The organism is Rhodococcus sp. NPDC059234 (assembly GCF_042754225.1).
GTDB lineage: Bacteria > Actinomycetota > Actinomycetes > Mycobacteriales > Mycobacteriaceae > Rhodococcus_G.
The window spans coordinates 1-24,098 of the sequence record NZ_JBHZAH010000078.1 but is presented as its reverse complement, the minus strand read 5'-3'; the positions used below and the strand labels follow the sequence as shown (position 1 = coordinate 24,098).

The 24,098-nt window shown below is 71.9% G+C and carries 16 protein-coding genes; 8 read left to right on the top strand and 8 right to left on the bottom strand.

The features are described 5' to 3' along the window. Window positions 1–83: 83 nt before the first annotated feature. The gene (dnaK, locus tag ACFXGJ_RS16610; protein ID WP_378621951.1) at window positions 84–1,925 is read right to left on the bottom strand and encodes a molecular chaperone DnaK; all 1,842 of its coding nucleotides are present in this window, start codon (window positions 1,923–1,925) and stop codon (window positions 84–86) included. 287 nt (window positions 1,926–2,212) lie between these two features. Between dnaK and ACFXGJ_RS16605 the strand changes: the two genes are divergently transcribed. Then, window positions 2,213–2,851, top strand: a complete 639-nt coding sequence (locus ACFXGJ_RS16605; RefSeq protein ID WP_378621948.1) for a hypothetical protein — start codon at window positions 2,213–2,215, stop codon at window positions 2,849–2,851. Window positions 2,852–2,861: 10 nt separating this feature from the next. On the opposite strand, the gene ACFXGJ_RS16600 is transcribed toward ACFXGJ_RS16605, so the two are convergent. Next, window positions 2,862–4,088: a cytochrome P450 gene (locus ACFXGJ_RS16600; protein ID WP_378621945.1), complete on the bottom strand. Its 1,227-nt coding sequence runs from the start codon at window positions 4,086–4,088 to the stop codon at window positions 2,862–2,864. Window positions 4,089–4,322: 234 nt separating this feature from the next. Here ACFXGJ_RS16600 and ACFXGJ_RS16595 point away from each other — a divergent pair, with 234 nt between their 5' ends. Beyond that, on the top strand, window positions 4,323–4,880 hold the full coding sequence (locus ACFXGJ_RS16595) for a TetR/AcrR family transcriptional regulator (RefSeq protein ID WP_378621942.1): 558 nt from the start codon (window positions 4,323–4,325) through the stop codon (window positions 4,878–4,880). Between the two features lie 65 nt (window positions 4,881–4,945). Here ACFXGJ_RS16595 and ACFXGJ_RS16590 read toward each other — a convergent pair whose 3' ends face one another. The 3 genes from ACFXGJ_RS16590 to ACFXGJ_RS16580 all read right to left on the bottom strand — a co-directional run bounded on the left by ACFXGJ_RS16590 (window position 4,946) and on the right by ACFXGJ_RS16580 (window position 11,522). Then, entirely contained in the window at window positions 4,946–6,412 is a 1,467-nt protein-coding gene (locus ACFXGJ_RS16590) for a dynamin family protein (protein ID WP_378621940.1), read from the bottom strand. Beyond that, a complete protein-coding gene (locus tag ACFXGJ_RS16585) occupies window positions 6,409–8,211 on the bottom strand; it encodes a dynamin family protein (RefSeq protein ID WP_378621955.1) in 1,803 nt (600 codons plus the stop codon). Before ACFXGJ_RS16585 ends, ACFXGJ_RS16590 begins: the two co-directional genes overlap by 4 nt. 158 nt (window positions 8,212–8,369) lie before the next feature. Next, window positions 8,370–11,522: an IniB N-terminal domain-containing protein gene (locus tag ACFXGJ_RS16580; protein WP_378621937.1), complete on the bottom strand. Its 3,153-nt coding sequence runs from the start codon at window positions 11,520–11,522 to the stop codon at window positions 8,370–8,372. Between the two features lie 291 nt (window positions 11,523–11,813). Between ACFXGJ_RS16580 and ACFXGJ_RS16575 the strand changes: the two genes are divergently transcribed. The 3 genes from ACFXGJ_RS16575 (at window position 11,814) to ACFXGJ_RS16565 (ending at window position 16,830) form a co-directional block, all read left to right on the top strand. After that, a complete protein-coding gene (locus tag ACFXGJ_RS16575; protein ID WP_378621933.1) occupies window positions 11,814–13,685 on the top strand; it encodes an Hsp70 family protein in 1,872 nt (623 codons plus the stop codon). A 24-nt stretch (window positions 13,686–13,709) separates the two neighbouring features. Beyond that, window positions 13,710–16,190: a LuxR C-terminal-related transcriptional regulator gene (locus ACFXGJ_RS16570; RefSeq protein WP_378621931.1), complete on the top strand. Its 2,481-nt coding sequence runs from the start codon at window positions 13,710–13,712 to the stop codon at window positions 16,188–16,190. 73 nt (window positions 16,191–16,263) lie between these two features. Beyond that, entirely contained in the window at window positions 16,264–16,830 is a 567-nt protein-coding gene (locus ACFXGJ_RS16565; RefSeq protein WP_378621928.1) for an NADPH-dependent FMN reductase, read from the top strand. A 10-nt stretch (window positions 16,831–16,840) separates the two neighbouring features. Here ACFXGJ_RS16565 and ACFXGJ_RS16560 read toward each other — a convergent pair whose 3' ends face one another. Genes ACFXGJ_RS16560 through ACFXGJ_RS16550 form a run of 3 tightly spaced genes read right to left on the bottom strand, consistent with a single transcriptional unit; the run spans window position 16,841 to window position 19,172 of the window. Beyond that, window positions 16,841–17,350: a nitroreductase family deazaflavin-dependent oxidoreductase gene (locus ACFXGJ_RS16560; RefSeq protein ID WP_378621925.1), complete on the bottom strand. Its 510-nt coding sequence runs from the start codon at window positions 17,348–17,350 to the stop codon at window positions 16,841–16,843. Further along, window positions 17,347–18,150 carry a family 1 encapsulin nanocompartment shell protein gene (locus tag ACFXGJ_RS16555; RefSeq protein WP_378621923.1) on the bottom strand — a complete coding sequence of 268 codons (804 nt, stop codon included), beginning with the start codon at window positions 18,148–18,150 and terminating at the stop codon, window positions 17,347–17,349. Before ACFXGJ_RS16555 ends, ACFXGJ_RS16560 begins: the two co-directional genes overlap by 4 nt. Continuing rightward, a complete protein-coding gene (locus ACFXGJ_RS16550; protein WP_378621921.1) occupies window positions 18,147–19,172 on the bottom strand; it encodes a Dyp-type peroxidase in 1,026 nt (341 codons plus the stop codon). Before ACFXGJ_RS16550 ends, ACFXGJ_RS16555 begins: the two co-directional genes overlap by 4 nt. Window positions 19,173–19,380: 208 nt before the next feature. On the opposite strand from ACFXGJ_RS16550, the gene ACFXGJ_RS16545 reads away from it, so the two are divergent. From ACFXGJ_RS16545 to ACFXGJ_RS16535, 3 genes are all read left to right on the top strand, one after another. Beyond that, window positions 19,381–21,069 (top strand): Hsp70 family protein, encoded by a 1,689-nt coding sequence (locus ACFXGJ_RS16545; RefSeq protein WP_378621920.1) that lies wholly within the window; start codon window positions 19,381–19,383, stop codon window positions 21,067–21,069. A gap of 112 nt (window positions 21,070–21,181) precedes the next feature. After that, window positions 21,182–22,525: a S1 family peptidase gene (locus ACFXGJ_RS16540; protein WP_378621918.1), complete on the top strand. Its 1,344-nt coding sequence runs from the start codon at window positions 21,182–21,184 to the stop codon at window positions 22,523–22,525. 231 nt (window positions 22,526–22,756) lie between these two features. Next, a complete protein-coding gene (locus ACFXGJ_RS16535) occupies window positions 22,757–24,061 on the top strand; it encodes a S1 family peptidase (protein WP_378621913.1) in 1,305 nt (434 codons plus the stop codon). The last annotated feature ends 37 nt before the right edge of the window (window positions 24,062–24,098 follow it).

Below are 24,098 nucleotides of genomic sequence, written 5' to 3'. Positions count from 1 at the left end.
GGCCGCCGCATCAGCGGCGGCCGGGGTGGTGTCGGCGTCGGCGGCGGGCGCCTCGGCCGGATCGCGGTCGGGGTTCTCCGCGGTCACTTCTTGTCCTGGTCGGCCGGCTCGTCCACGACCTCGGCGTCGACGACGTCGTCGCCCTGGCTCGGACCGGCGCCGTCACCGGCGGCGGACTCGGCGGCCTGGGCGTCGTAGATCGCCTGGCCCAGGGACTGCGACTCGGTGGCGAGCTTCTCGACGGCCGCCTTCACCGCGGCGATGTCGGTGCCGGCGAGGGCCGTGTTGGCCTCCGCGATGGCGGCCTCGACCTTCGTCTTGACGTCGGCAGGAACCTTGTCCTCGTTGTCCTTGACGAACTTCTCGGTCTGGTGCACCAGCGACTCGGCCTGGTTGCGCACCTCGGCCTCCTCACGGCGGGCCTTGTCCTCCTCGGCGTGCGCCTCGGCGTCCTTGACCATCCGCTCGATCTCCTCCTTGGACAGACCGGAGCCGTCCTGGATCTTGATCGTGTTCTCCTTGCCGGTGCCCTTGTCCTTCGCGGTCACGTGCACGATGCCGTTGGCATCGATGTCGAAGGTGACCTCGATCTGCGGCACGCCGCGCGGGGCCGGCGGGATGCCCGCGAGCTCGAAGGATCCCAGGAGCTTGTTGTGCGAGGCGATCTCGCGCTCGCCCTGGAAGACCTGGATCTGCACGGACGGCTGGTTGTCGTCGGCCGTGGTGAAGGTCTCGGACCGCTTGGTCGGGATGGTGGTGTTGCGCTCGATGAGCTTGGTCATCACGCCACCCTTGGTCTCGATGCCGAGGGACAGCGGGGTGACGTCGAGGAGCAGCACGTCCTTGACCTCGCCCTTGAGGACGCCGGCCTGCAGGGCGGCGCCGACGGCGACGACCTCGTCCGGGTTCACGCCCTTGTTGGGCTCACGGCCGCCGGTCAGCTCGCGGACCAGGTCCGAGACGGCGGGCATGCGGGTGGAGCCACCGACGAGCACGACGTTGTCGATGTCCTTGACCGAGATGCCGCTGTCCTTGATGACGGCCTGGAACGGCGCGCGGGTGCGGTCGAGCAGATCGGAGGTGATCTTCTGGAACTCGGCGCGGGTCAGCTGCTCGTCGAGGAACAGCGGGTTCTTGTCGGCGTCCACCGTGATGTACGGCAGGTTGATCGAGGTGCTCTGCGAGGAGGACAGCTCGATCTTGGCCTTCTCGGCGGCCTCGCGCAGACGCTGCAGGGCCATCTTGTCCTTGGTCAGGTCGATGCCGCTGGACGCCTTGAACTTGTCGACGAGCCAGTTGACGATGCGCTCGTCCCAGTCGTCGCCGCCGAGGTGGTTGTCACCGGAGGTCGCGCGGACCTCGACGACACCGTCGCCGATCTCGAGCAGGGACACGTCGAAGGTGCCGCCGCCGAGGTCGAAGACCAGGATGGTCTGTTCCTTCTCGCCCTTGTCCAGCCCGTAAGCCAGCGCGGCCGCGGTGGGCTCGTTGACGATGCGCAGGACGTTGAGGCCGGCGATCTGGCCGGCTTCCTTGGTGGCCTGACGCTGCGCGTCCTCGAAGTACGCGGGAACGGTGATGACGGCGTCGGTGATCTCCTCACCGAGGTAGGCCTCGGCGTCGCGCTTGAGCTTCATGAGCGTGCGCGCGCTGATCTCCTGCGAGGTGTACTTCTTGCCGTCGATCTCGACGTTCCAGTCCGTTCCGACGTGACGCTTGACGGAGCGGATGGTGCGGTCGACGTTCGTCACCGCCTGGTTCTTCGCGGGCTGGCCGACCAGCACCTCGCCGTTCTTGGCGAAGGCGACGATCGACGGGGTGGTGCGCGAGCCCTCGGAGTTGGCGACCACTACCGGCTCGCCGCCTTCGAGCACTGCCACGACCGAGTTGGTGGTCCCGAGGTCGATACCGACCGCACGAGCCATAGTGATTCCTCCTACGTGTTGCAGCACGCCCGGCCATGGATCGGCCGGAACTCGATGTGCTGGATGTTTCTCGCTTCCTCACCCTAAGTGAGTGGCACAGGCTCAAGTTTGCACCCCCCCATTTCGGGAGTCAAGCCAAACTTGAGTCGACCACACTCAAGGCTGTCGAATGGCTCAACGGGGGCTGTCGGCGGATTTGTTCCCCGACGTGACGAGGCACACAGTTCACGTCCGATCCGGCCCCGGCGAGGCCCTGGCACGGGAGGTCCGGCCGATACGATGCGGACGTGCAGAACCCAGGCGCCGAGCAGCCCGAACCGGACGAGGTCACCGCTGTCCGGCCCGACGCGGACGACGTCGCGACGGCCGGGCCCGACGCGGAGGCCCCGGGCCCGACCCCGCACCGCCCGCCCCCGCCGCGGCCCGAGTTCCGCGTCGAGCCGCGGCACCCGGTCGCCGACGACGCCCCGCCGCGCGCGATGGCGTTGGCCACGTGGGCGTGGGTGGCCTCCTTCGCCGTCCTGTTCGGGATCGCGGCGGCGACCGCCCTCGACCTGAGCGCGGTACGGACGGCCCTCGAGGCCACCCTCGCCGAGCAGAGCCCCACCACCTCGCATCGGGACATCGGCGACGCCGTCTCCCTGACCCTGCTCGTCAGCGCGGGTGCGGCGGCGGTCCTGCTGGTCGCGGCGCTGATCTGCCTGCAGTTGCTGCGAGCACGCCACGCCGGCGCCCGGATCGCACTCGCGGTGGTCGGCGTGCTGTCCGCGGGCGCGGCGGTCGCGTTCTGGTCGCTGCTCGCGGACGCGGCGTCCGCGACGGGCGGAGTCCTGCAGTGGGCGCCATTGGTCTACGCCGGGCTCGTACTGGTCGGCACCGCAACACTTTTCGCGCCGGCCGTCGGAAACTGGCTCCGACGCCGGTAGCCCGCCGTCCTCAGTCGTCGACCGTGAGGACCAGACGACGGTGGCGGCGCACCATCAGGCTCGGCACCCACTGCGCGGCGTCCGGATCGCCCAGCGCGACCCGCCCGCTCCGCTCGAGGAGCAGCGAGACCGCCACCCGCGCCTCCATCCTGGCCAGGACCGCGCCGACACAGAAGTGCAGCCCCTTGCCGAACGCCAGCTGCGAGCGGATGTTCGGCCGGTGCAGGTCGAACTCGTCGGGGTCGGGGAAGACCGCCGGATCGCGATTGGCCGAACCCCACAGCAGCAGCAGGTGGCTGCCCGCGGGCACCGTCACCCCACCGAGGACCGAGTCGACGACCACGTGCCGATGATGGCCGCGGAACGGCGATTCCAGCCGGAGGGTCTCGTCGAGGAAGGCGTCGATCAGCTCCGGGTCCTCGCGCAGTGCCGCCTGCAGATCGGTCCGGGTGGCCAGCAGTCGGGCGGCGGACGCGATCAGACCCGCGGTGGACTCGCCGCCGGCGCCGACCAACTGCACCAGCATCAGGACCGCCTCGTGTTCGGCGAGCTCGCCCGCCGCACACGCCCGGGCCAGGTCGCCCATGAGATCGTCGCGCGGATCCGCCTGCGCCAGTTCGAACTTGGCGTGCAGGTAGCCCGCCAACTCGGCCGCCGCACCGACCAGACGAACGAGATCGTCCTCGCCGACGATTCCGCTGAGCAGTTCGGTGCTGTCGTACGCCCACACCAGCAACTGCGGAACGTCCCGCTGCGGCAGCCCGATGAGGTGGGCGACCATCGTCAGCGGCAGCCGGTCGGCCATCGCCGTCGCCCAGTCGATCCGGCCGTCGGCGATGCCCTCGTCCCACAACTGCTGCGCGAGCCCGCCGACCGCCGGCTCGAGCGCGCGCACCCGCTTGGCCACCAGCGTCGGCAGTACCTGCTTGCGGTGCTGCCGGTGGACGGGATCGTCCGCGGTCGCGAGCACGTGCACCGCCTGTCCCCCACCGCTCATGTCGAAGGTGACCGACGCGCCCTCCGCCGTTCGGGCCAGGACGCCGGTCAGGTTCGACGAGAACTCCTCGGTGCGGGCGGCGGCCTCCGCGACCAGCTCCCAGGTCGAGACGAGGTAGAAGTCGGTGCCGGGAAGCCGGTGCACGGGCGCGTTCTCGCGCAGCAGCCCGTACAGCGGGTACGGATCGTCGAGGACATCCTCGGCGAGGACGTCGATCCCGGTCAGCGCGGTGGCGGTCACGTGGTCTCCCACTGTCGATGGTCGGTTACTCCGGACACCGTGCCAGCGTCGAATCGGGGCTGTCAATGACCTGACCGAAACCGAGAATCCGCAGTACAGGACGGGTTTGCGGGCCGTCTCAGAGGCGCCGGTCCGGCCGCCGTCAGCGCTGGTCGCGAGCATGACGGGTGTAGACAAGTTGCCACAATATGTCTCATAGTGAGACAAATTGGGTCGACGAGAATCGGGGCGGAAATGGACGGTGCCGTGGAACGGGTCGACTGGCTGACCGGCGGCAGCCGCCGCGACGCCGCGACCGAACGCATCTACGCGGCGGCAGCCGCACTGCTCGACGAGCGCGGTTTCGAGGCCGTCACCGTCGAGGACGTCGCCGCCCGCGCCGGGTGCTCACGCGCCACCCTCTACCGCTACGTCGGCGGCAGGGACGCGATCCTCGACGGCGTGATCACCCGGGCCGCGGCCGCCGTCGCCACGGAGGTGTCCGAGGCGGTCGCCTCCCTGAACGGGTCGGAACGGATCGTCGAGGCGATCCTGACCTCCGTCCGCGCCGTGCGCGCGAATCCGGCCCTGCACACGTGGTTCGCCGGTTCGCGCACGCGCAGCGTCGACGACTACCTCGCGTCCTCGCCCCGGCTCGGCAGCATCGCCGCCGGGCTCACCGGCCTCGCGCCGACGGACGCCGCCGCTCAGTGGACGGTGCGGGTCGTGCTGGCGCTGCTCACCTGGCCGATGCCGGACCCCGCCGCCGAACGACAGCTCGTCGAACGATTCGTCGCACCGGCCTTCGCCTGACCCGCGCGGCCACGGGGACAGGGCGAAGGAAACCATCGGCCAGTCGGACCGAGTGATGGAGCCCGTCACCCGAGGTCGGCGAGCACCCCTTCGGCGCTGCGAGCGGCGACCGTGCAGGCGCGGGAGGTGAAGCGGTCCACCAACGGGTGCCCGGCCCAAGCCCGCCACGCGCGCACCGCGGTGAGGGCCGCATCCCGCTGCTCGGCGACGCCCGCGTCGGGGGCGAGCCCGAGCCGCTCGGAGTGGGCGATGCCGAACCCGCCGATCAGTCGCTGCAGCCGCGCGGCGTCCTCGTCGGACAGCGCGACCGGCGTGGACCGCAACCGTCCGAGGAGCCGAATCTCCTGAAATCCGTGCACATCCGAGAGCAGGCGCTTGGTCGCGACCAGCAGTCGTCGCGCCTCCGAACCGGAATCGACGGCGAGTACCCGCTCGAGCGCCAGCAGGGCCGAGTGCGCCTTGAGCTGGTCCGCTCGCTGGCCGAACTGCACGTCGATCACCTGACGCAACTCGTCGAGTCCGCTGCGCTCGACGAGTTCGGCTGCGAGCGTGGGTGAATCGGGCGCTCCGAGCTTGATCAGCGCGACGGCCAGCCGGATGCCGAACAGCCCGAACCGGTGCGCGAGCTGCACGCGGGTGTGGGCATCGACGGGCAGCGGGCTGTCCGGCCGGGCGAACCGGTCCGCGGAGAGCATCGCCAGTTGCAGGTCGTCCGCGGGCACGTCGGCCAGCGCCCGGAACGCGGCGTACTCGCTCTGGCGCAACGTGCGCGCGCCCAGCGCCAGCAGCCCCGCCACCGGGACCACGGCCTGACACAGCCCGGTGAGCTCGAGTTCCGCGGCGAGGCGGGACGCGACCTCCTTCGCCGACATCATCGCGTCGAGCCGGCCGGCGCCCACCTCGTCGGCCCGGGAGACCACACCGACCACGCCGAGCGGTCCGGACTCGCCGCCCACGTGCGCGCCGATCTGGCCGAGGAACTGCACGTCGCTCGCGTTCAGGGTGCGCAGCAGGTAGACGACGGCGTCCGCACCGGACGCGGAACCCTCCGGCGTGAGCATCCGCAGCGTGCGCGCCGAGACGTCCCGCGAGAGCGAGGAGGTGCCGGGAGTGTCGATGATCGTGGTGTGCTGCAACGCCCGGGCCGGCCACTCCACCTCGAGCCGGTCCACCTCCGACGCGGTGAGCCCGCCGAGATCGAAACTGAGGCTGCCCTCGCGGCGCTGGACCGGCACGTTGGCCGTGCGGTCGCCGTCGTACCAGGCCGTCACCGTCGGCGTACTGCCGCTGCGGTACCAGGTCACCACCCGGGTGCACTCGGTCGCATCCGTCGGAGCAATGTCCTGTCCGACAAGCGAATTGAGCAACGTCGACTTGCCCGCCTTCAACGACCCGGCCAGCGCGACGCGCAGCGGTTCCGCCATCCGCTCCGCGCAGCCGTCCAACTGGGCTCGCACCCCGGGGTCCGCCGAGTACAGCCCCCGCGCGGCCCCGATCAGCTCGCGCGCCTGCCCGAGTGCACCCACGCTCATGCCGTCGCACTCTCCCCGGAGACGGCCGGAATCATCCGTCCGGCAGCATCTTTGAGCTCGGCGAGAATGCGCATCTGGTCCTCGATCGCGGCGGACCGCTGAGACCGCTCGGTCGCCGCGAGATTTGCGGCGTCCTGCGCGGCGCGCAGCGAATCGTTCAACGATCGCAGCGTCTGCTCGGCGATGGCGGTGAAGTGGTCCCGCAGCATCCGCTGGATCAGCCGCAGCCGGTCCTTGGACTCCTTGTTGATCTGGAAGCTGACGTCGTCGACGAAACGACGGATCGCCATCTTGGCCTCGCTGCGCCGCTTGAGGATTCGAGCCTCCCGATCCTCCCGATAGGCCTTCGTCCCGAGCAGCAGGCCCGCTCCCACCGAGATCGGGTTCACCAGCACCATGCCCATCATGGTGGTGATCAGGCCGAACATCAGCACGCCGCCGTACGACCCGCGCATACCGACGAGCACCTTCTGAGTGATCCCGATCCGGCCGGACTCGAGGTCGGCGAGCGAGGCCACCGGCTCGAGGACGCCGTCGAGGTCGGCCACGTCCAGGTGCGGCAGGTCCACCGCGCCGGACTCGGCGAAGTGCTCGGCCACCACCTCGGCCAGCCACACCGACCGGTCGTGCGCCCAGACGAAGTTGTCGCCGATCGACGTCGCGACCTGCTCCTCGAGCCACTCGCCGAGCTGCGCCCAGTCCTTGCCCGGGTCGCCCTCGTCGACCGTCTCCTCCGCCTCCCGGGTGACGCGGCGCAGCCGGTCCCGCAGGTCGTGGTCGATGTCGGCGGCGAGGTCGGTGATGCCGTCGGAGAGGGTCTGCTGCCACAACGAGGTGCGCTTGTGCAGCTCCTCCGCGGCCACCTTCGCCCGCTGCAACTCGGCGACCGCTGCGGCGCCCTTCTCCGGGTCGCGCAGCGCCGCGAGCTCGCTGCCCAGTGCGAGGGTCAGATGTTCGGAGACCGAGTGCACGTCCAGCGCGACCGCGCGCCGGGTGGTCACGTCTCCGCGAGCGACCACCTGCTCGCGCAGGAAGTCGTAGAGCGCTGTGAAACCGGACTCGGCGTTGAGTTCGGCGTCCTGCAACCGCAGCGCGTGCGAGCGCAACGCCGACGACACCGGGATGAGCGGCACGGACAGACCGGCCTTGGCGAGGTGGCCGCGGTCGGCCTCGACGATCTCGCGCCAGTGCGGGTACAGGTCGGTCTTGCTGATCAGGCAGGCCATCGTGGGGCACAGCCCGAGGACCTGCCGGACGAAGGCGAGTTCGGGTTCGGTGAACTCCTGGCTCGCGTCGGACAGCACGAACACCGCGTCCGCGGCGGGCAGCAAGCCGAGAGTGGCTGCCGCGTGCGGGTTTCCGTGCCCGCCTACGCCGGGAGTGTCGACCAGGACGAGCCCGTCCGCCAGCAGCGGGCTGGGCACGCTGACCTCCACCCGCAGCACCTCGCGCCCGCCGGCGAGCGGGGTCGCGGGCGTGAGCCGGTCGGGTTGGTCCAGCGGAAACGGCACCCGCACCGGCTCCGCACCGGGCTCGGCGAGCACGAGTTCGGCGGACGCCGTCTCGGCGTGCTGCACGACCGTCGGGACGGCGGTGGTCTCGTCGTCGCCGACCGTGCAGATGTTCAGGTTGAGCAGCGAGTTCACCAGCTGGCTCTTGCCCTGCTTGAGCGGACCGACCACGACGATCCGCATCCGCGGATCGAGCACCCGGCTGGTCGCGCCCTCCAGCCTCGCGACCAGATCACCGCGGCCCGCGGCCCGCGCGATGTCGGCGGTGCCGTCGAGCATCGCGACCATCTCTGCCGTCGCCGCCGACCTGGCTGCGGCGCCCGTCCCAGGCGTGCCGACCGCTCCCGATGCGTTGTCCATGAACCCGACCCACATTTCTCTCCGCGAAGACCGGCCCCGCACACCAATAGCGTGTGCGGGGCCGTTTTCGTTACAGCTGCGATACGTCAGTGGTGCATCGGATCCACGTGCCCGGTGGTGTCGCCACCGGTGTGGGTTTCGGCGGCCGCCGCGTCGTGGTGCTCGCCGAACAGGCCGCTCGTGGCGCCGCCGATGCCGTTGGAGAACAGCCCGGTGTCGGACTCGTGGGTCGCGGTGGTCTCGTTGCCGAAGGCATGCGAGGCGTCGACGGAGGACCAGGCGTTGCCGCCGCCCGCTGCCGCGCCGGACGCGTGCCCGACCCCGGAACCGATCACGTCGGTCACACCGCCGACCGCGCTCTGCAGGCCCGAGGTGAGGCCGCCGACCAGGTCGCCGCCGGCGTGCCCGCCTGTCGTCGCCGAGCCCTCCGCGCCGCCGGACGCGGCACCGGAGCCCGTTGCCGTGCCCGAGGCGGTGCCGGAGCCGGTGACCGCACCGCCCGCGGCACCCGCCGCCCCGGCCGCACCACCGACGGTGGCGCCGAGGTGGCTACCGATGTTCGCGGCCGCATCCAGGCCGGAGGTCAGGCCGGCACCGGCGTCGGCGAGGCCGGAGACCGCGCCGGTCAGCCCGGCCCCCGCACCCGCCAGCCCGGAGACGGCGCCGGTCAGGCCCGCCCCCGCATCGGTGACACCGGAGACCGCGCCGGTCAGGCCCGCTCCGGCGTCCGTCGCCGTGTGCAGCGCGCCGGTCACGTCGGTACCGAGCCCGGTGCCGGCGTCGATCAGCCCGCCGAGACCGCCGCTGAGCCCCGCGGTCAGTCCCTCTCCGAGGCCGGCCGTGGTGTCGACGGCGCCGTTCGCGGCGCCGTTGAGTGCGGAATTGAGGTCCGCGGCGGTACCGCCGCCGGCGCCGATCACACCGCCGAGTGCGGTGTCGAGTCCACCCGCCAGGCCGGTGCCCGCGCCGACCAGTCCACCCAGTCCGGCGGTCGCCGAGCCACCGGCGCCGAGCAGTCCGCCGAGCCCGCCGGTCGCGGCGCCGCCCGCACCGAGGACGGAGTCGAGGGCCGTGCTCAGGGACGCGCCCGCTCCGCCGGTGGCGCCGAGCGCCCCGCTGAGCGCGGTGCCCAGGTCCAGTCCGGCGCCCACCCCGGCGCCGGCGCCGAGATCGGCGGCGAGATCGCCACCCAAGCCGGCGCCGAGCACCCCTCCGAGCGCGGCGCCGAGATTGGAGCCGATCTCGCCGCCGACCCCGAAGGCGCTCTGGAGCGCACCCCCGAGCCCGGTCCCGGCCGCGAGGTCGAGGTCCGAGACGTTCAGCGCGCCGTTGAGCGCCGCCCCGAGATCGGAGGTCAGGCCGCCGTCGACGCCGAGTGCACCGCCGAGTGCGGAGCTGATCGCACCGCCGAGGCCGCCCTCCGCGCCGGCCAGCGCGCCGAGGTCGAGGCCGCCGCCGACGACGCCGTCGAGCGCGGTCCCGAGGGCCGCACCGAGGTCCGACCCGCCACCCGCGCCGAGCGCGGCGCTCAGGGCAGCACCGAGGTCACCGCCCAGTCCGGCGTCCAGGCCACCGCCGAGCAGACCGCCCAAGTCGAGCCCGGTCAACCCGCCCGCTCCCAGTGCACCGCCCAACGCAGTGCCGAGGCTGCCGGCCAGGCCACCGTCCAGGCCGAGCACACCGCCGAGCACACCGCTCAGCGCGCCACCGAGATCGGCGCCGCCACCCAGCGCCGCGTCGAGCGCGCCACCGAGGCCGCCCTGCGCGCCGAGCGCCGCACCCAGAACCCCACCGAGCGCGCCACCCAGATCGGTGCCGATCGCCCCACCCGCACCCAGCGCACCACCGAGCGCACTGCTCAACGCCGCGCTCAGATCACCACCGAGCGCACCGGCCAGGTCACCACCGAGCACTCCGCCCAGCGCCCCCGTCAGGTCACCACCGATGTTCGTCAGTCCGCCCGCGTTGAGCGCCGCATTCAGCGCGGCACCCAGGTCCGCGGTGACGCCGGTGCCCAGCCCCAGCCCGCCGCCGAGCGCACCCGCGAGCGCGCCACCGAGGCCAAGGGCCCCACCGAGATCCAGGCCCGCACCCGCATCCACCAGACCACCGAGCACGCCACCGAGCGCACCACCCAGATCGGTTCCGATCGCCCCGCCCGCACCCAGCGCACCACCGAGCGCACTGCTCAAGACCGCACTCAGGTCACCACCGAGACCACCGCCGAGACCACCCGCCAGATCGACCAGTCCACCGAGCCCCGCCCCGAGCCCACCGCCCAGTCCACCGGAGAGCAGCCCGGTCAGCTCCGCGCCGAGGCCGCCACCCGCACCGATCGCGGCGTCGAGCGCGCCGCCGAGCGCCGTGCTCAGGCCGCCTCCGAGGCCCAGCGCACCTCCCAGCGCGGCACCGAGCCCGGCACCGAGGTCCAGTCCGCCGCCGAGCGCCGCGGCCAGGTCGCCTCCCAGGCTGCCGCCCACGCCGACCGCCGCACCGAGCACGCCGCCGAGCGCCGCACCGAGATCCGCGCCGAGCGCGCCGCCCACGCCGAGAGCGGAACCGAGCACCGCGCTCAGGTCCACGCCACCGGTCGCCCCGACCAGCGCACCGAGATCGATGTCGGTGGCGCCCGCCAGGGCCGCGTTGAGTGCGGCGCCGAGGTCCGCGACCACCTGACCGCCGACCCCGACCGCTCCACCGAGGGCAGCGCTGATGTCGCCACCGAGGCCGAGCGCGCCGCCCAGGTCGAGTCCGCCCGCGACCGACGTCTGCAGGGCCGCGCCGAGCGCGGCACCGAGCTGCGCGCCGATCTCGCCGCCGATGTGCAGGGCCGCCTGGAGGGCCGCGCTCAGCGCCGCACCGATCTCCGAGGACAGGTCGATACCGCCACCGAGGCTCCCGCCGGCTGCCGCGCCGAGGCCGAGCCCGGCGCCGGCACCCAGGCCGAGGCCACCGCCGAGGCCGAGGCCACCACCGAGGCCACCACCCACGGCGCCGCCGAGGCCGCCTTCGGCGCCACCGCCGAGGCCCGCGCCCAGGATGCTGGTCAGTTCCGAACCGCCACCCGCGAACAGGCCGGACTCGGCGACCAGCGGGGCGACCGCGGCGATGTCCGCACTGCACACGTCGCCCAGGCCGGCCGCGGCGAGCACCGCGTCGGGGTTCTTGCAGTACAGCGCGCGGGCCTCGTCGTCCCGCAGGAGGCTGAGGATGAAGTCGAGTAGCGCGTTGGTGGCCATGTCGGTCTCCTGAAATTCGGTGAAGCGGGAAGTTCGATGAAGCAGCGAACTCGAGCGAAATTCTTGCCTTCGACGCTATGGACCGGGCGACGTTTGCCCAACGGGGTCAACTCCCCCCATTGGTCGAGGCGTCGACGGGGAGGGTGACATAGGGGATCCCCCCGACATAGGGGAAATGCCCCTCATCTGCGATTTTGTCGCCGCAAACGGTAACGAAACCGTCCCCGCGCACGACACTGGGCATATCAGCGGTACTCAACCAACCGCATCCGAGAGCACGGGAGAATGACGATGTCGGTAGGACTCGGGGTCACTGTCGGTTCGGTCAACTCGGTCGCAGTCACCGACGGCGGCGAGCAGTCCGGCGGTCGCGACACGGCGATCACCGCTGCCTCGACGCTGGTGTTGCCCGTTGTCGGCGCGGCCACCCTTCGGCTGCCGACATCGGGTGGCACCGCCGGCCCGCAGGGCGCCCTGGTGTCCGGCTTCGCGCAGCGCGTCGGCGATCCGGTGGCACTGATCGCCGACGACGGGTCGACGCACACCGGCGAGGAGCTCGTCGCGGACGCGGTGGTCAGCCTCGTCGACGCCGCCTCCCGCCCGCTGGCCGAGGCTCCGACGGTGGTTGTGGCGCATCCCGCCACCTGGTCGGGCTACCAGTCGGACGTGCTGGCGGAGGCACTCGACCGCGTGGGTCTGCCCGACGTCGCGCTGGTCACCGAGCCGGAGGCCGCGGTCGCGTGGCTGCAGCGGTCCCGACCGTCCCTCGACGACGCCCCGGTGCTGGTGTACGACCTGGGTGGCAACTCGCTCGACGTCGCCCTGGTCCGGCCAGGCTCGAACATCGAGATCCTCGGGAAGGCGGTGCGGTCCGAGGACTTCTCCGGCGCCGAGTTCGACCACCTCACGCTGCGATACGTGCTCGACGGCGTCACCGCCGAACTCGGTGAGCTGAATCCGCTCGACCCGGCCGCGGTGACCGCGCTCGACGAACTGCGGGCGCGGTGCAGACAGGCGAAGGAGGCGCTGTCCTCGGATACCGAGACGGTCATCGCGATCGACCTGCCCGGCTGCCGCAGCGACGTTCGACTGGTTCGGGAGGAACTCGAGGACCTGATCCGCGAGCCGCTCGCCGACTCGCTCGAACTCGTACGCGAGACCCTGCGCAGCGCGGGACTGGAGCTCTCGGACGTGGGCGCGGTGCTGTTGACCGGCGGCAGCTCGGCCATCCCGCTGGTCACCGAACTGCTCTCGGCGGAACTGCGTCTGCCGGTGCTCGCCGATGTCGATCCCGCTCGTACCGCGGCGAAGGGGGCCGCGGCGATCGGCGCGGCCACGATCGCTCCGCCCGAGGAGGACACGGCCGCCCTCGCCGTGCTCGGCGCGACCCTTGCCGCCGCTGACGTGGCAGCCGAGGATCGCACCGAAATGTTCTCGCCCGTCACGGTTTCCGCACGCACGGCGGCACCCTCGCCGTCCGGGCGACGCCGCCTCGGCGGCGGGATGAGCACCCCGAAGAAGGCTGCGATCGTCACCACGGCCGCCGCCGCGTTCGCCCTGCTGGCCGCGGGCGGCCTGTCTCTCGGCACCGGGGCCTTCAACCCCACCAGCAGCGGCACAACTCCGGTGGCCGACACCACGACGCACGGAACGGCGAATCCGATTGCGCAGGTCGGAATCTCCGCGACGGTGAACCCGGACGGCACGCCGGCGGTCGCGCCGGCCGCCGGGTCGGGCGATCCGACACAGACCGCCGAGACCGCGGCGCAGGTGGCCGCGACGCGAGGCAATCAGGCACCGGCGGGCGGTACGGCAGGTTCGGCCCCCGCGCCCGGTGCACCGGCACCCGCCGCCGCGCCGCAGGCCAGCGCTCCCGCTCCCGCTCCGGCACCCGCGCCCGCCCCGGCTCCCGCGCCGGCCCCCGCGCCGGCCCCTGCTCCCGCACCGGCTCCCGCTCCGGCTCCGGCCCCCGCGCCGGCCCCCCAGCCTTCGGGCGACGGCGGCGCCGGGATCGCGAACGGTGTGGTCGGCGGCGCCGGGGCGGTGGCGAACGGCGTCGGCCAGGGTGTCGGCGGCGTGGCGAACGGTGTCGGCGGGCTCGTCAACGGTGTCGGCCAGGGTGTCGGCGGCGTGCTCGGCGGCGTGCTCGGCACCGGGAAATAGGTTCGGCGGGTGAGGGAGTCGAGAGTGTTGTCACAGTTGGCGCCGCCTGCGCCCGCCTCTGCCGCGTCCCCGGCCGCCCGGGCGCTGCTCGACGCGGTCCGCGGCGGCCACCCGCATCGACTGGTGCGCGGCGCGTCGGGGACCGGAAAGTCGGCGTTGCTCGCGCTCGTCCGAGAAACCGCACCCGCGACCGTCGCCACCAGCATGGCGGGCGGCGAACCCGCGCCCGGTTCCACGCTGGTGATCGACGACGCCCACCTGCTTCCGGCGGCGACCCTCGGCGCGATCACCGCCCTCGCACCGCGGACCGACCTCACACTCGTGGTGGCCGCCGAACCTCGACCGGGGAACGACGCTCTACGCGCGCTGACCGCAGCGATGGACGGCACTGTCACGCTCGGCCACCTCTCGCCGCGCGAGGTCGCCTCGCGTGCGGAAATCCTTCTGGGAGCTTCCCTTCCCGCGCAACTGGCCACCCTCATCCACCGGCTCACCGGCGGGCTCCCCCGCTGTGTGGACGCCGCCCTCGACTCGCTCCGCGGCGCACGCGCGGGGGCGACGACCGGCATGGAACGTTCGGTCGCGTCGGCGGTGGCGTCCTGTCACGCCGAGGCACTCGCCGGATTCGATACCGACCTCCTCTCTGCGTTGGCCGTCGCGGCGATCGGTGCGGGCCTGGACGGCGCCGAACTGGCCCGCCAGCTCTCCCTCGATCCCAGCGCCGGACGCGACCTCGTGGACCGGGCCCGCGGCTGTGGCCTGCTGCTGCCGTCCGACACCCTGCTCGTGTCCGCCGCCGAGCCGCTGCGGGCGACCCTCGGCGCTGCGCAGCTCGCGGGCCTGCAGGCCGACGCGCTCCACACCAAGCTGTCCCTGGGCGCCCTCGACCTGTCCGCTGCCCGCGCCTTCGCCTCGGCCGGTATCGCCGATCCCGATCTGTCCGAATTCCTTTCCAGCCAAGCCGAATCGGCTCCACCGCGGCTGTCCGCCGTGCTGTACGAGGAGGCGGTGTGGGCGGGCGGGAACGCCGAGACCCTCGCGCTGCGCCGAGCGGAGGCCGCGGGACGCAGCGGCGACGTCGAGACCGCGGCCCGCCTCGCCGACGGGCTGCTCGAGCGGGCCGCACAGTCCACCCCCGAGGAGCTCGCGGCGGCCGTGCGGATCGCGGCCAGCACGGCCGCGCGCCAGGGCATGCTGGCCCGCAGCGCCGACCTCTACGAGTGGCTCGGCGCCGGCCGCGCGGGCACCGACCGGTCGATCGCCGAGATGGTGCTGCTCGCCGCCGGTCGACCCGCTGCCGCGGCGACGATGGCCGGCGCGGCCGCCGACGCGCCGCCGACCTCCGCGACCGCTGCCGATGCGCTGCTGGCAGCCGGTCTGCGGGAGTCGATGGCGGGCTCGACCCCCATCGCGCTGAACTCGTTGTCGCGCGCGCTGTCCCTGGCCGCGAACACCTCCCGCCCGCGACTGCTCCCCGACAGCGCCGCCGCGGTCACCGCGCTGGCCGCCCTGCACTGCGGTGAACTCGGCCACGCCCAGTCGGTGCTGCAGCGTGCACTCGACAGCGACGTCGACGGCAGCGTCGACCGGATCAGGCACGAGCTCCTGCTCGGTTGGGTCTCGATGGTGCACGGTGATCTGGAATGTGCTGCACAGAGAGTGGATTCGATACCGGCCTCGGACCTGCGGCCACGCGACAGCCTGTTCGCCGCCGCGCTGCGGGTGGGCCTGGCGCGGCGCACCGGCGACATCGGGGCACTGCGGCAGTCGTGGGACCAGGCGCAGGGCGTGATCGCCGAGCACTCGGTGGACGTGTTCAGCCTGCTGCCGCTCGGGGAACTCTGGCTCGGCGCGGCCCGACTGGAAGAGATCGACCGCCTGGCGCACCTGATCGACCAGGCCGAGGATCTGCTGACCCGGCTCGGCGAGCCGACGCTGTGGGGTTCGCCGCTGCATTGGTACGGGGTGCAGGCCGCGATCCTCACCGAGTCACCTGCGGACCTGCTCCCACATGCCGCCGCACTCGGGGCGGCCGCAGAGACCAGTTCCTACGCCGCGGGACTCGCCCGTGCGGGACGCGCCTGGCTGCGGGTGCTGCAGGGCGAGATCGACGCCGCGCAGGTCGAACAGGCCGCGTGCACGCTCGGCGCCATCGGGTTGCCCTGGGACGGTGCCCGGCTCGCCAGCGAGGCCGCCCTGCGGGTCGGCGACACCGCGACCGCCACCGCGCTACTGCAGGTGGCGCGGTCGCTGCGCCCCAGCCCGACCCCGGCGTCGACGGGCGAACCGAGTACCGAGCGTCCGATCGGCGCGACCCTGACCGAGCGCGAGTCCGACGTGGCACGCCTGCTGGTGACCGGCCTGACCTACCGCGACATCGGCGGCCGGCTGTTCATCTCGGCGAAGACGGTCGAGCACCACGTCGCGCGGATCCGTCGACGACTGGGTGCGCAGTCGCGGGCGGAGATGCTCTCGATGCTGCGGGCGATGGGTCACGGGGCGTAGCCTCGGTAGCCGCAGGCGAAGGTGGAATCCCAGCTCTCGATCCGGACCAGCCGATCCGGGAAGGTGGCCGAAGATGTCGTACCAGGTGGGCGTGTTCGTCGGTAGTCTCTCCAAGGTCTCGATCAACCGCAGGCTCGCAAAAGCGTTGCTGCGGCTCAGCTCCGGGAGCAACCTCAAGCTGAGGGAGATACCGATCGGGAACCTGCCGCTCTACAACCACGACTTCGACGCCGACTATCCGCCCGAGGGCCTGGCGTTCAAGAAGGCCATCGCCGCGGTCGACGCGCTGATCTTCGTCACGCCCGAGTACAACCGCTCGGTTCCCGGCGCGCTGAAGAACGCCATCGACTGGGGTTCGCGGCCGTGGGGGCAGAACTCGTTCGCGCACAAGCCGTCCGCCGTGATCGGCACCTCCCCCGGCAAGATCGGCACCGCAGTCGGGCAGCAGCACCTGCGGAGCATCCTGTCGTTCGTCAACTCCCCCGAACTGGCGCAGCCCGAGGCCTACATCCAGTTCACCGAGGGTCTGATCAACGACGACGGCGAGATCACCGACCAGACCACCGCGGCCTTCGTCGCCGACTGGCTGGAGAAGTTCGAGGAGTTCGTCTGCAAGGTGGTCAGCGTCAATCCCCGCTAGGCGTCGTCGACTAGGAGCCGGCCGCGAAGTCGAGCACCATCACCGGGATCCGCCGACCGGTGGCGCGCTGCTGGTAGCTGGCTCGGCCCGGGTACACCTCGAGGTCGAGCGCCCACAACCGCTCCCGCTCGGACCCCTCCGCCTCGTACGCCCGCACCGCCCGCGGCTCCCCGCCGTCGATCGTCAGAGAAGCATCGGGATGCTTGACGAGGTTGTGGTACCAGGCCGGATTGCCTTCCTGCCCGTAATTCGACGCGATCACCACCAAGCGACCCGCGTCCGGAACCGCGACCAGCGGCACCGTCCGCTGCTGCCCGCTGCGGGCACCGGTCGTGGTCAGCATCACCATCGGCAGCCCGGTCAGAATTCCGGTGAAAGTCCTGCGCCCCTTCGTCATCCGGAAGACCACGGGGTCGATCCGGTGCAGGGTCCTGGCGTACAGCCAGGAGATCGGCGCAATGCTCCCCGAGGCCCGCATCATCTTCTGTAGGACGTTGGCGTCGCGGTAGCTGTAGGTCACCGGGCCAACACTACCGCCGCCTCCGCAGTCAACGACGAGAACGTCAGGGACTCCTCGAGATACAGCGTCACCTCGGTGGCGGTGTGACTGTCGTAGCCGATCGACAGGTCCGTGCCCAGGGTGAGCTGGTTGTCCCCGCCGCGGGTCGAGAGTACGTACCCGCCGCGCACCGCCGGAGCCCAGACGATGGCGTCGACCAGGTCCTGGAGGTGATGGAACACCGGATGACCCTCGTCGCGGGTCTCGCTGACGGCGGTGTAGGCGTCCGCGTCCAGCACCACCGAGTACGGGCCCTCCACGCCGGCCAGGCGCAACGCCGACAGCGCGGAGACCACCGCGTCGGGCACCACCAGCGGGTCGGACGGCAACTCCAGGGTCGGGTTGCTGCTGGACGGTCCGAGACCGCGGATGCCGGCCTCCTCGTAGCCCGCGAACACCGCGCGGTCCTCGGCGAACGCGAGGGCCTTGGCCGCGTCCTTGACCGGCTGCCAGTCCGAGTCGAGCGAACCGCGGTCCACGTCGTCGATCTCGGCCCGACTGAGCGTGAACGGGTACCGCAACTCCACCAGGGGGTGGACCTCACGCAACTGCGCGCGAATCCTGCTGTCCGCGGAGCTGATCGATCGCACCCGGCCGAGGTTGTGCGCCGAGTACGAGTACCCGAACGGTCCCGCGACGTCGACCACGCGCCTGCCCGCCACGTGCCGCTTGAACGTGCGCGCAGCCTCCTCCCCGATCTGCTGCCACGCGGCCTCGGTCACCGGCGCGAGTCGCCGGTGCAGGTTGTTCGAATCGGTCATTGTGCGACTCCTTTGAGTTCACCGATGTGCAGGGACAGCCCGTACGGGGGTTCGGAAACCGACTCCACCTCGATCTCGGGTTCGCTTGCGATGGTGAGCGATTCGAGAACGTCACGGCTCGGCACGAAGAACAGGGTGCCGGTGACGGCGGACGAGAAGTCGAGGATCCGGTCGTAGTTGCCCGGTGGATCGCCGAGGAACATGTGCCGGAGCATCTCCTCCGTCACCGCGGGATCCTTCGCGTATCCGATGAAATACGTGCCGAATTCGCCCGCGGCGAGACTTCCGAACGGCATGTTGTCGCGCAGGATCTCCCGCTCGGTTCCGTCGTCGTCGACGAGGGTGTTGAGCGAGACATGCGAATTCGACGGTCGCACATCGTCGTCGAGTTCGACGTTCTCGAGCTTGGTGCGCCCGATCACCCGCTCCTGTTCCGCCGCGCTCAGCGCCGCCCACCCAGCCATGTCGTGCAGGTACTTCTGCACGATCACGTAGCTGCCGCCGGCGAACGCCGGGTCCTCCGCGCCGATGAGGGCCGCGGACCCGGCGTCGGGGCCGGTGGGGTTCTCGGTGCCGTCAACGAAGCCGAGCAGGTCGCGGGCGTCGAAGTAGCGGAATCCGGTGACCTCGTCGACGACGGTCGCGGCGGCGCCGAGCGCGGTGACGATCTGCCGTCCCAGCTCGAAGCACAGGTCGGCGCGGGCGGCCTTGATGTGGAAGAGCACGTCGCCGGGCGTGCCCGGGGCGCTGTGCACCTCGCCCGTCAGCGGGACGAACCGGTGCAGGCCGGCCGGTCGCCCCTCCGCGCCGAACCGGTCCCAGAAGTCCGAGCCGATCCCCACCACGCAGTGGAGCGAGCCCCCGAGTTCACGGAATCCGACCGCGCGCACCAGCGACCCCACGTCGGACGCGACGTCGAGCAGTCGGGCCGCGTCCTCGGGCTCCGGACCCGCGACCACCACCAGGAAGAGCGCGGCGGCGCTCAGGGGTTCGAGCACGGGCTGGGGCGTGGGACTGCTCATCTGCCTCCGCTCATCGACATTGCGCTCATCGACATTGCGCTCATCGGCAGTCGGGAGCCGGCCCGGCCGCGGATTCCCGCCTCGGCGACGCACTGTGATCGAGCGTAGGACAACCCGGCCAGCCTCGCAGGCCACGTGGGTCCCCGGTCCGGGATCCGTCGGCCGATACTGTGACCCGACATACTTCGCACTACCGAGGGGGACACGGATGGCCGCGGCGCTCGGGCTGGACGTCGGAAACCTCAACTCGACCGTGGTCTGCCTCGACGCAGAGATCGCGCTCGCCGATCCGCCCGCCCTGACCCGGCGCTCCACGCTGCGCCTCAGTGAGCTGGCGGACGGGACGGACGAAGTCGCACTCGGCCCCGAACCGGACGCCGACAGGGTCGTCGTGGGCTTCGTCGCGAAGGTCGGCGACCCGGCGGGTGTGCCCCGGTCCGACGGAACCGCGTACCGGGCCGAAGATCTCGTCGCGACGGCGATGAGCGCGCTGGTGACCCTCGCGCGCGAGACCTTCGCCGACCTGCCCGACCATCCGAGCATCGTCGCGACCCACCCGGCACGCTGGGACGACCCCACGGTCGACGCGATGCGCGATGCGCTCGACCACGTCGGACTCGGGGGCGTGACGCTGGTGTCGGATCCGGTGGCCGCCGTCGCGTGGCTCGAGGCCGCGCACGGCCCGCTCGGCGACGGCGTCGTCGCGGTGTTCGACCTGGGCGCCGCCGGACTGGACGTCTCGCTGGTGCGCACCGCCTCCCCCGCCTCGTACGGGCTGCTCCGACCGTCCACGTTCTCCACCCTGTTCGGTGGCGACAGCTTCGACCGGACCGTCGTCGAACACGTGCTCGGTACGGTCGCCGCGGACCTGGGTCCGATAGATCTGTCCGATCCGACGACGCAGGCGGAACTGGCGACGCTGCGCGACCGCTGCCGTGTGGCCAAGGAGCAGCTCGGCTCCGCCGACGAGGCGACGGTCGCGGTCACACTGGCCGGGGTGGACACCACGGTCCCGCTCACCCGCGCCGAGCTGGAGGAGATGCTGCTCGGACCGATCCAGGGGTCGCTGTCCCTGGTCGACGAGACGGCTCGCGCCCACGAGCTCGATCCGGCCGACGTGCGGACGGTGCTGCTGACCGGGGGCGGCGCGGCAATGCCGCTGGTGTCGGAACTTGCGGCGGCGACCCTCGGAATCGCGACGGTCGCCGCGCCGGCACACGTCGCCGCGCTGGGCGCCGCGATCCTGGCCTCGGGCGGGGATTCGGCGAGCGTTCGGACCGCCGTGGCCGGGACCGCGCTCGCGTCCGCCGCCACCACACCCATCGCAGCCGCGCCGACGCCCTCGGGCGACGCCGACACGGACTCGCTGCCGGCCCTGGTCGTGCCGGCACCGCCGGGGGCGTTCACCGAGGCCGGACCCGGACAGCCGGTGTCTCAGGTGCTGCCGGCCGCCGAGGCGCGGGCCGCCGCGGATCCGGCGCGCAGGCGGACCATTCTGATCGCCGCGGGGGTCGCGGGCGGGTTGCTGCTCGGCGCGATCGTCGCGGCGGCGGCCCTGCTCGGCGGCGACACCTCCGGTACGCCGGTCCCGCACATCGTGCCCGCGACCACCACCACCGCCGCGATCACCACCACGACCGCGCCCGCCCCGACCACGACCACGGGCGCGGCGATTCCCGTCCCCACGATCGAGACCACCACACCGGCCCGCATCACCGTCGCCCCGACCACCACCGTGGCCCTTCCGCCGGTGGTGATCCCGTCGTCGGTGGTGGCGCCCCCGCCGACCGTCACGACGACCGCTGCGACGACGACCACGACTACGACCACCACCACCACGACCACGACCACCACGACGACCACCACCACCACGACCACCGAGCCGCCGGCACCCTGATCGTCGAACCTCTCGGCGTAGCACCTTGATTGATCTGCGATTACGGCCGGCGCTTCGGGCTTTGCCCTAAGGTGGAGCGCTGACAACCGTCCGCTCGCAACGAAGGGTCTTCATGCGTCTGCCGCTGGCGTTCCGCGCCGCCATCCTGGCCTCGGCCACGCTCCTCCCGGTCACCGCTGTCGCACAGGCCGCGCCGCATGAACACCTCTCCACCGAAAAGCAGGCAGAGCAGTTACCGCCCGACCTCGTCGAGGCCATCTCCCGCGATCTGAAGCTGACTCCGCAGCAGTACCTCGACCGAGCCGAACTCGCGCAGCGCCTCGGCAGCTACGCGGACGGCCTGCGCACGCACCGGCCGGACAGCTACGCCGGATCGTGGCTGGGCACCGACGGTGTTCCGGTGGTCGCGGTGACCACCACCGAGGCCGCGCACCAGGTCGCCAGGGACGGCTACGCCACCAAGATGGCGACGGTGTCCGCGAACACGCTGGAGACCGCGCTCGCCCAGCTGAACAGCTGGATCACCGGGCTGCCCAAGGACGTGTCCTCGCAGATCAACTCGACGTCGATCGACGTGCTCGACAACCAGATCGTCATCGACGTGGTCAACAGCCCGATCGGGCGGGCACTGAACCTGCCGACGCTGCTCGCGCAGCTGAAGGTGGTGCTGACGCCGGGCGGACCGGGTCCGGTGCACCAGGGCCCGCAGGGCGGCGACACCTACGTCACCACCGCCAAGCCGCTGTCCCACGAGACCCAGCCGAACGAGATCGGAGTGTGCTCGTTCGGGTTCAACAGCGTCGCGGGCAATGGCGAGTCCTACAACATCAGCGCCGGGCACTGCGATCCGAGCCAGGAGCACCCGGGCGTCGGCGCCGGCTCGCCGGTGTACCTGCCCGACTACCAGGACGTCTCCCGCAGCACCCAGATCGGCGCCTTCTCGAACTCCGCGATGGGCGTGGAGGCCGACGGCCTGGACTACTCGCTGATCAAGCTGAACGACGCGGGCGTGGCGGCCGGCCTGAACGCACCGTCGGTGCGGGGCGCGAACGGCACCACCGTCACCGTCACCGGGACCGCCCGGCCGGTGGTCGGCGCGCCGATCTGCAAGTCGGGCCAGACCTCGACGTTCACCTGCGGGCTCGTCATCGCCGAGAGCGTGGACGCTCCGCTGCACATGGAGGACGGAACCACCCGCCTGGTGCGCGGCTTCGCCGGATCCACCTGCACACTCAGCGGTGACAGCGGTGGCGCGATCCTCACGGGCACCCGCGCCCTCGGCGTCACCAGCGGCTCGAACTCCGGCGGCGCCCCGAGCTGTGTGGAGGCCAACCTGGTGCTCGCCCCCGACGGCGGAACCGCGAGCATCGGCATCCCGATCGAGAAGATCCTGGACCGCGCGAACTCGAAGCTCGGCAATGACCTGCGGGTGCGCACCGCGAGCGCGCCGGCCTGACCCCAGACCCCAGCGAGGGCCGCACCGAGACACTCGGTGCGGCCCTCGCTGCTTTGGGACCGAGGGTGCGCTCGCGGGTGACCGGCACTTTTCGACTTCGCCACTATTTACCGGTCCCGGTATGCAAGGGCCGGTCAACCCCATATAGTCGAGGGACTCGACTCGGCCGTTGTCGGCTGCGTCATGTCCGCATGCCTTCGACCTGCATGCCTTCGACACGGAAAGGTCCCCATGCGAAGCGTTCGCGCACGTCGTGCCGCGATGATCGGTACCGCAGCCCTGCTCCTCATCGCTCCGTCCGCAGCCCTCGCCCACGCGGAACCCGCTGCCCCGGCGCCGGCCACCCCGCTGCCCGCCGGACTCGTGATGGCCATCCAGCGCGACCTCGGCCTTAGCCCGGAGCAGTACCTGGCGAAGGCCGAGTCCGGTCAGAAGCTGGTCGGGTTCGCGAACGACCTTCGCGCCAAGTTCCCGGATGCGTTCGCGGGCGCCTGGCTCGACCCGTCGGGCAACCCGCTGATCGGCCTGACCGGCGGCAAGGGCGCCGACGCCGCCCGCAAGGTCGCGGAGGCCGCCGGGTACACCGTCAAGGACCTGCCGCGCAGCGAGAAGGCACTGCAGGATCAGCTCGCGATGGCCAACAGCTGGATCGCCAAGCTGCCCGCGCCGCTCGCCGGCCTGGTCGGCGGCGCGGTCGTCGACACCGTCAACAACCACCTGGTGCTGCGGGCGACGAACACCGCCGAGATCGCGGGCCTGCAGCTGCCGGACTTCCTCGACGGCGCGGTGCTGGCCCTGTCGCCCGCGCTCGGCTCGGTGGCCCCGGCCGCCGTCAACAACGGCGGTGCCCCGGCCGACGCACTGCTCGGCGGCGACTCCTACGCCGCGGAGAACGCGGACGGCGCGTTCCGCTGCTCGCTCGGCTTCAACGGCACCGACGGCAGCGGCGCAACCGTGAACATCTCTGCGGGACACTGCGATCCGAACCGTGACGCCGCGGGCACCCAGGCCGCCTCCATCGCGTTCCAGATGCCGTCCGACGGCGTCTTCGGTCCGCGATTCGGCACGTTCGCCCGCACCAACCTCGACGGTCACGACTTCTCGGTGATCCGCATCGACAACGGGGCCGCTCCGCGCTTCCAGAACAACCTGGTGCGCGTGCCCCGGCAGGCCCCGCTGGCGATCGCCGGCACCGCCGATCCGGTCGTCGGTGCGCCCGTCTGCAAGTCGGGCCTGACCACCGGGTTCACCTGCGGCACCATCAACGCGGTCGACCAGACGGTCCAGGTCGGCAAGCGGACCCTGCGAAACGGCTTCTCCGCCAACATCTGTGCCCTCGAGGGTGACAGCGGCGGCACCGTCGTCACCGGCAACCGCGCCCTGGGCATCTCCAGCGCCTCGAACGTCGGCGACATGAAGTACTGCGAGGTGGCCGCGGTCGTGACGACGCTGATCGGCGATTCGCCGCAGCTGTTCGCCACCCCCATCAACGCCATCCTCGGCGACAACCCGGGCCTGAAGGTCCGCACCAGCTAGCTGCGCATAAAACAAAGGGGCATCGAGTGCAGCACGC

What these genes read in the sequence shown, in the direction of transcription:
- dnaK (WP_378621951.1), bottom strand. Translation starts at nt 1,925, where the DNA reads ATGGCTCGTGCGGTCGGTATCGACCTCGGGACCACCAACTCGGTCGTG.
- ACFXGJ_RS16595 (WP_378621942.1), top strand. Translation starts at nt 4,323, where the DNA reads ATGGACGGTGCCGTGGAACGGGTCGACTGGCTGACCGGCGGCAGCCGC.
- ACFXGJ_RS16590 (WP_378621940.1), bottom strand. Translation starts at nt 6,412, where the DNA reads ATGAGCGTGGGTGCACTCGGGCAGGCGCGCGAGCTGATCGGGGCCGCG.
- ACFXGJ_RS16585 (WP_378621955.1), bottom strand. Translation starts at nt 8,211, where the DNA reads ATGGTCGCGATGCTCGACGGCACCGCCGACATCGCGCGGGCCGCGGGC.
- ACFXGJ_RS16580 (WP_378621937.1), bottom strand. Translation starts at nt 11,522, where the DNA reads ATGGCCACCAACGCGCTACTCGACTTCATCCTCAGCCTCCTGCGGGAC.
- ACFXGJ_RS16575 (WP_378621933.1), top strand. Translation starts at nt 11,814, where the DNA reads ATGTCGGTAGGACTCGGGGTCACTGTCGGTTCGGTCAACTCGGTCGCA.
- ACFXGJ_RS16565 (WP_378621928.1), top strand. Translation starts at nt 16,264, where the DNA reads ATGTCGTACCAGGTGGGCGTGTTCGTCGGTAGTCTCTCCAAGGTCTCG.
- ACFXGJ_RS16555 (WP_378621923.1), bottom strand. Translation starts at nt 18,150, where the DNA reads ATGACCGATTCGAACAACCTGCACCGGCGACTCGCGCCGGTGACCGAG.
- ACFXGJ_RS16550 (WP_378621921.1), bottom strand. Translation starts at nt 19,172, where the DNA reads ATGAGCAGTCCCACGCCCCAGCCCGTGCTCGAACCCCTGAGCGCCGCC.
- ACFXGJ_RS16545 (WP_378621920.1), top strand. Translation starts at nt 19,381, where the DNA reads ATGGCCGCGGCGCTCGGGCTGGACGTCGGAAACCTCAACTCGACCGTG.
- ACFXGJ_RS16540 (WP_378621918.1), top strand. Translation starts at nt 21,182, where the DNA reads ATGCGTCTGCCGCTGGCGTTCCGCGCCGCCATCCTGGCCTCGGCCACG.
- ACFXGJ_RS16535 (WP_378621913.1), top strand. Translation starts at nt 22,757, where the DNA reads ATGCGAAGCGTTCGCGCACGTCGTGCCGCGATGATCGGTACCGCAGCC.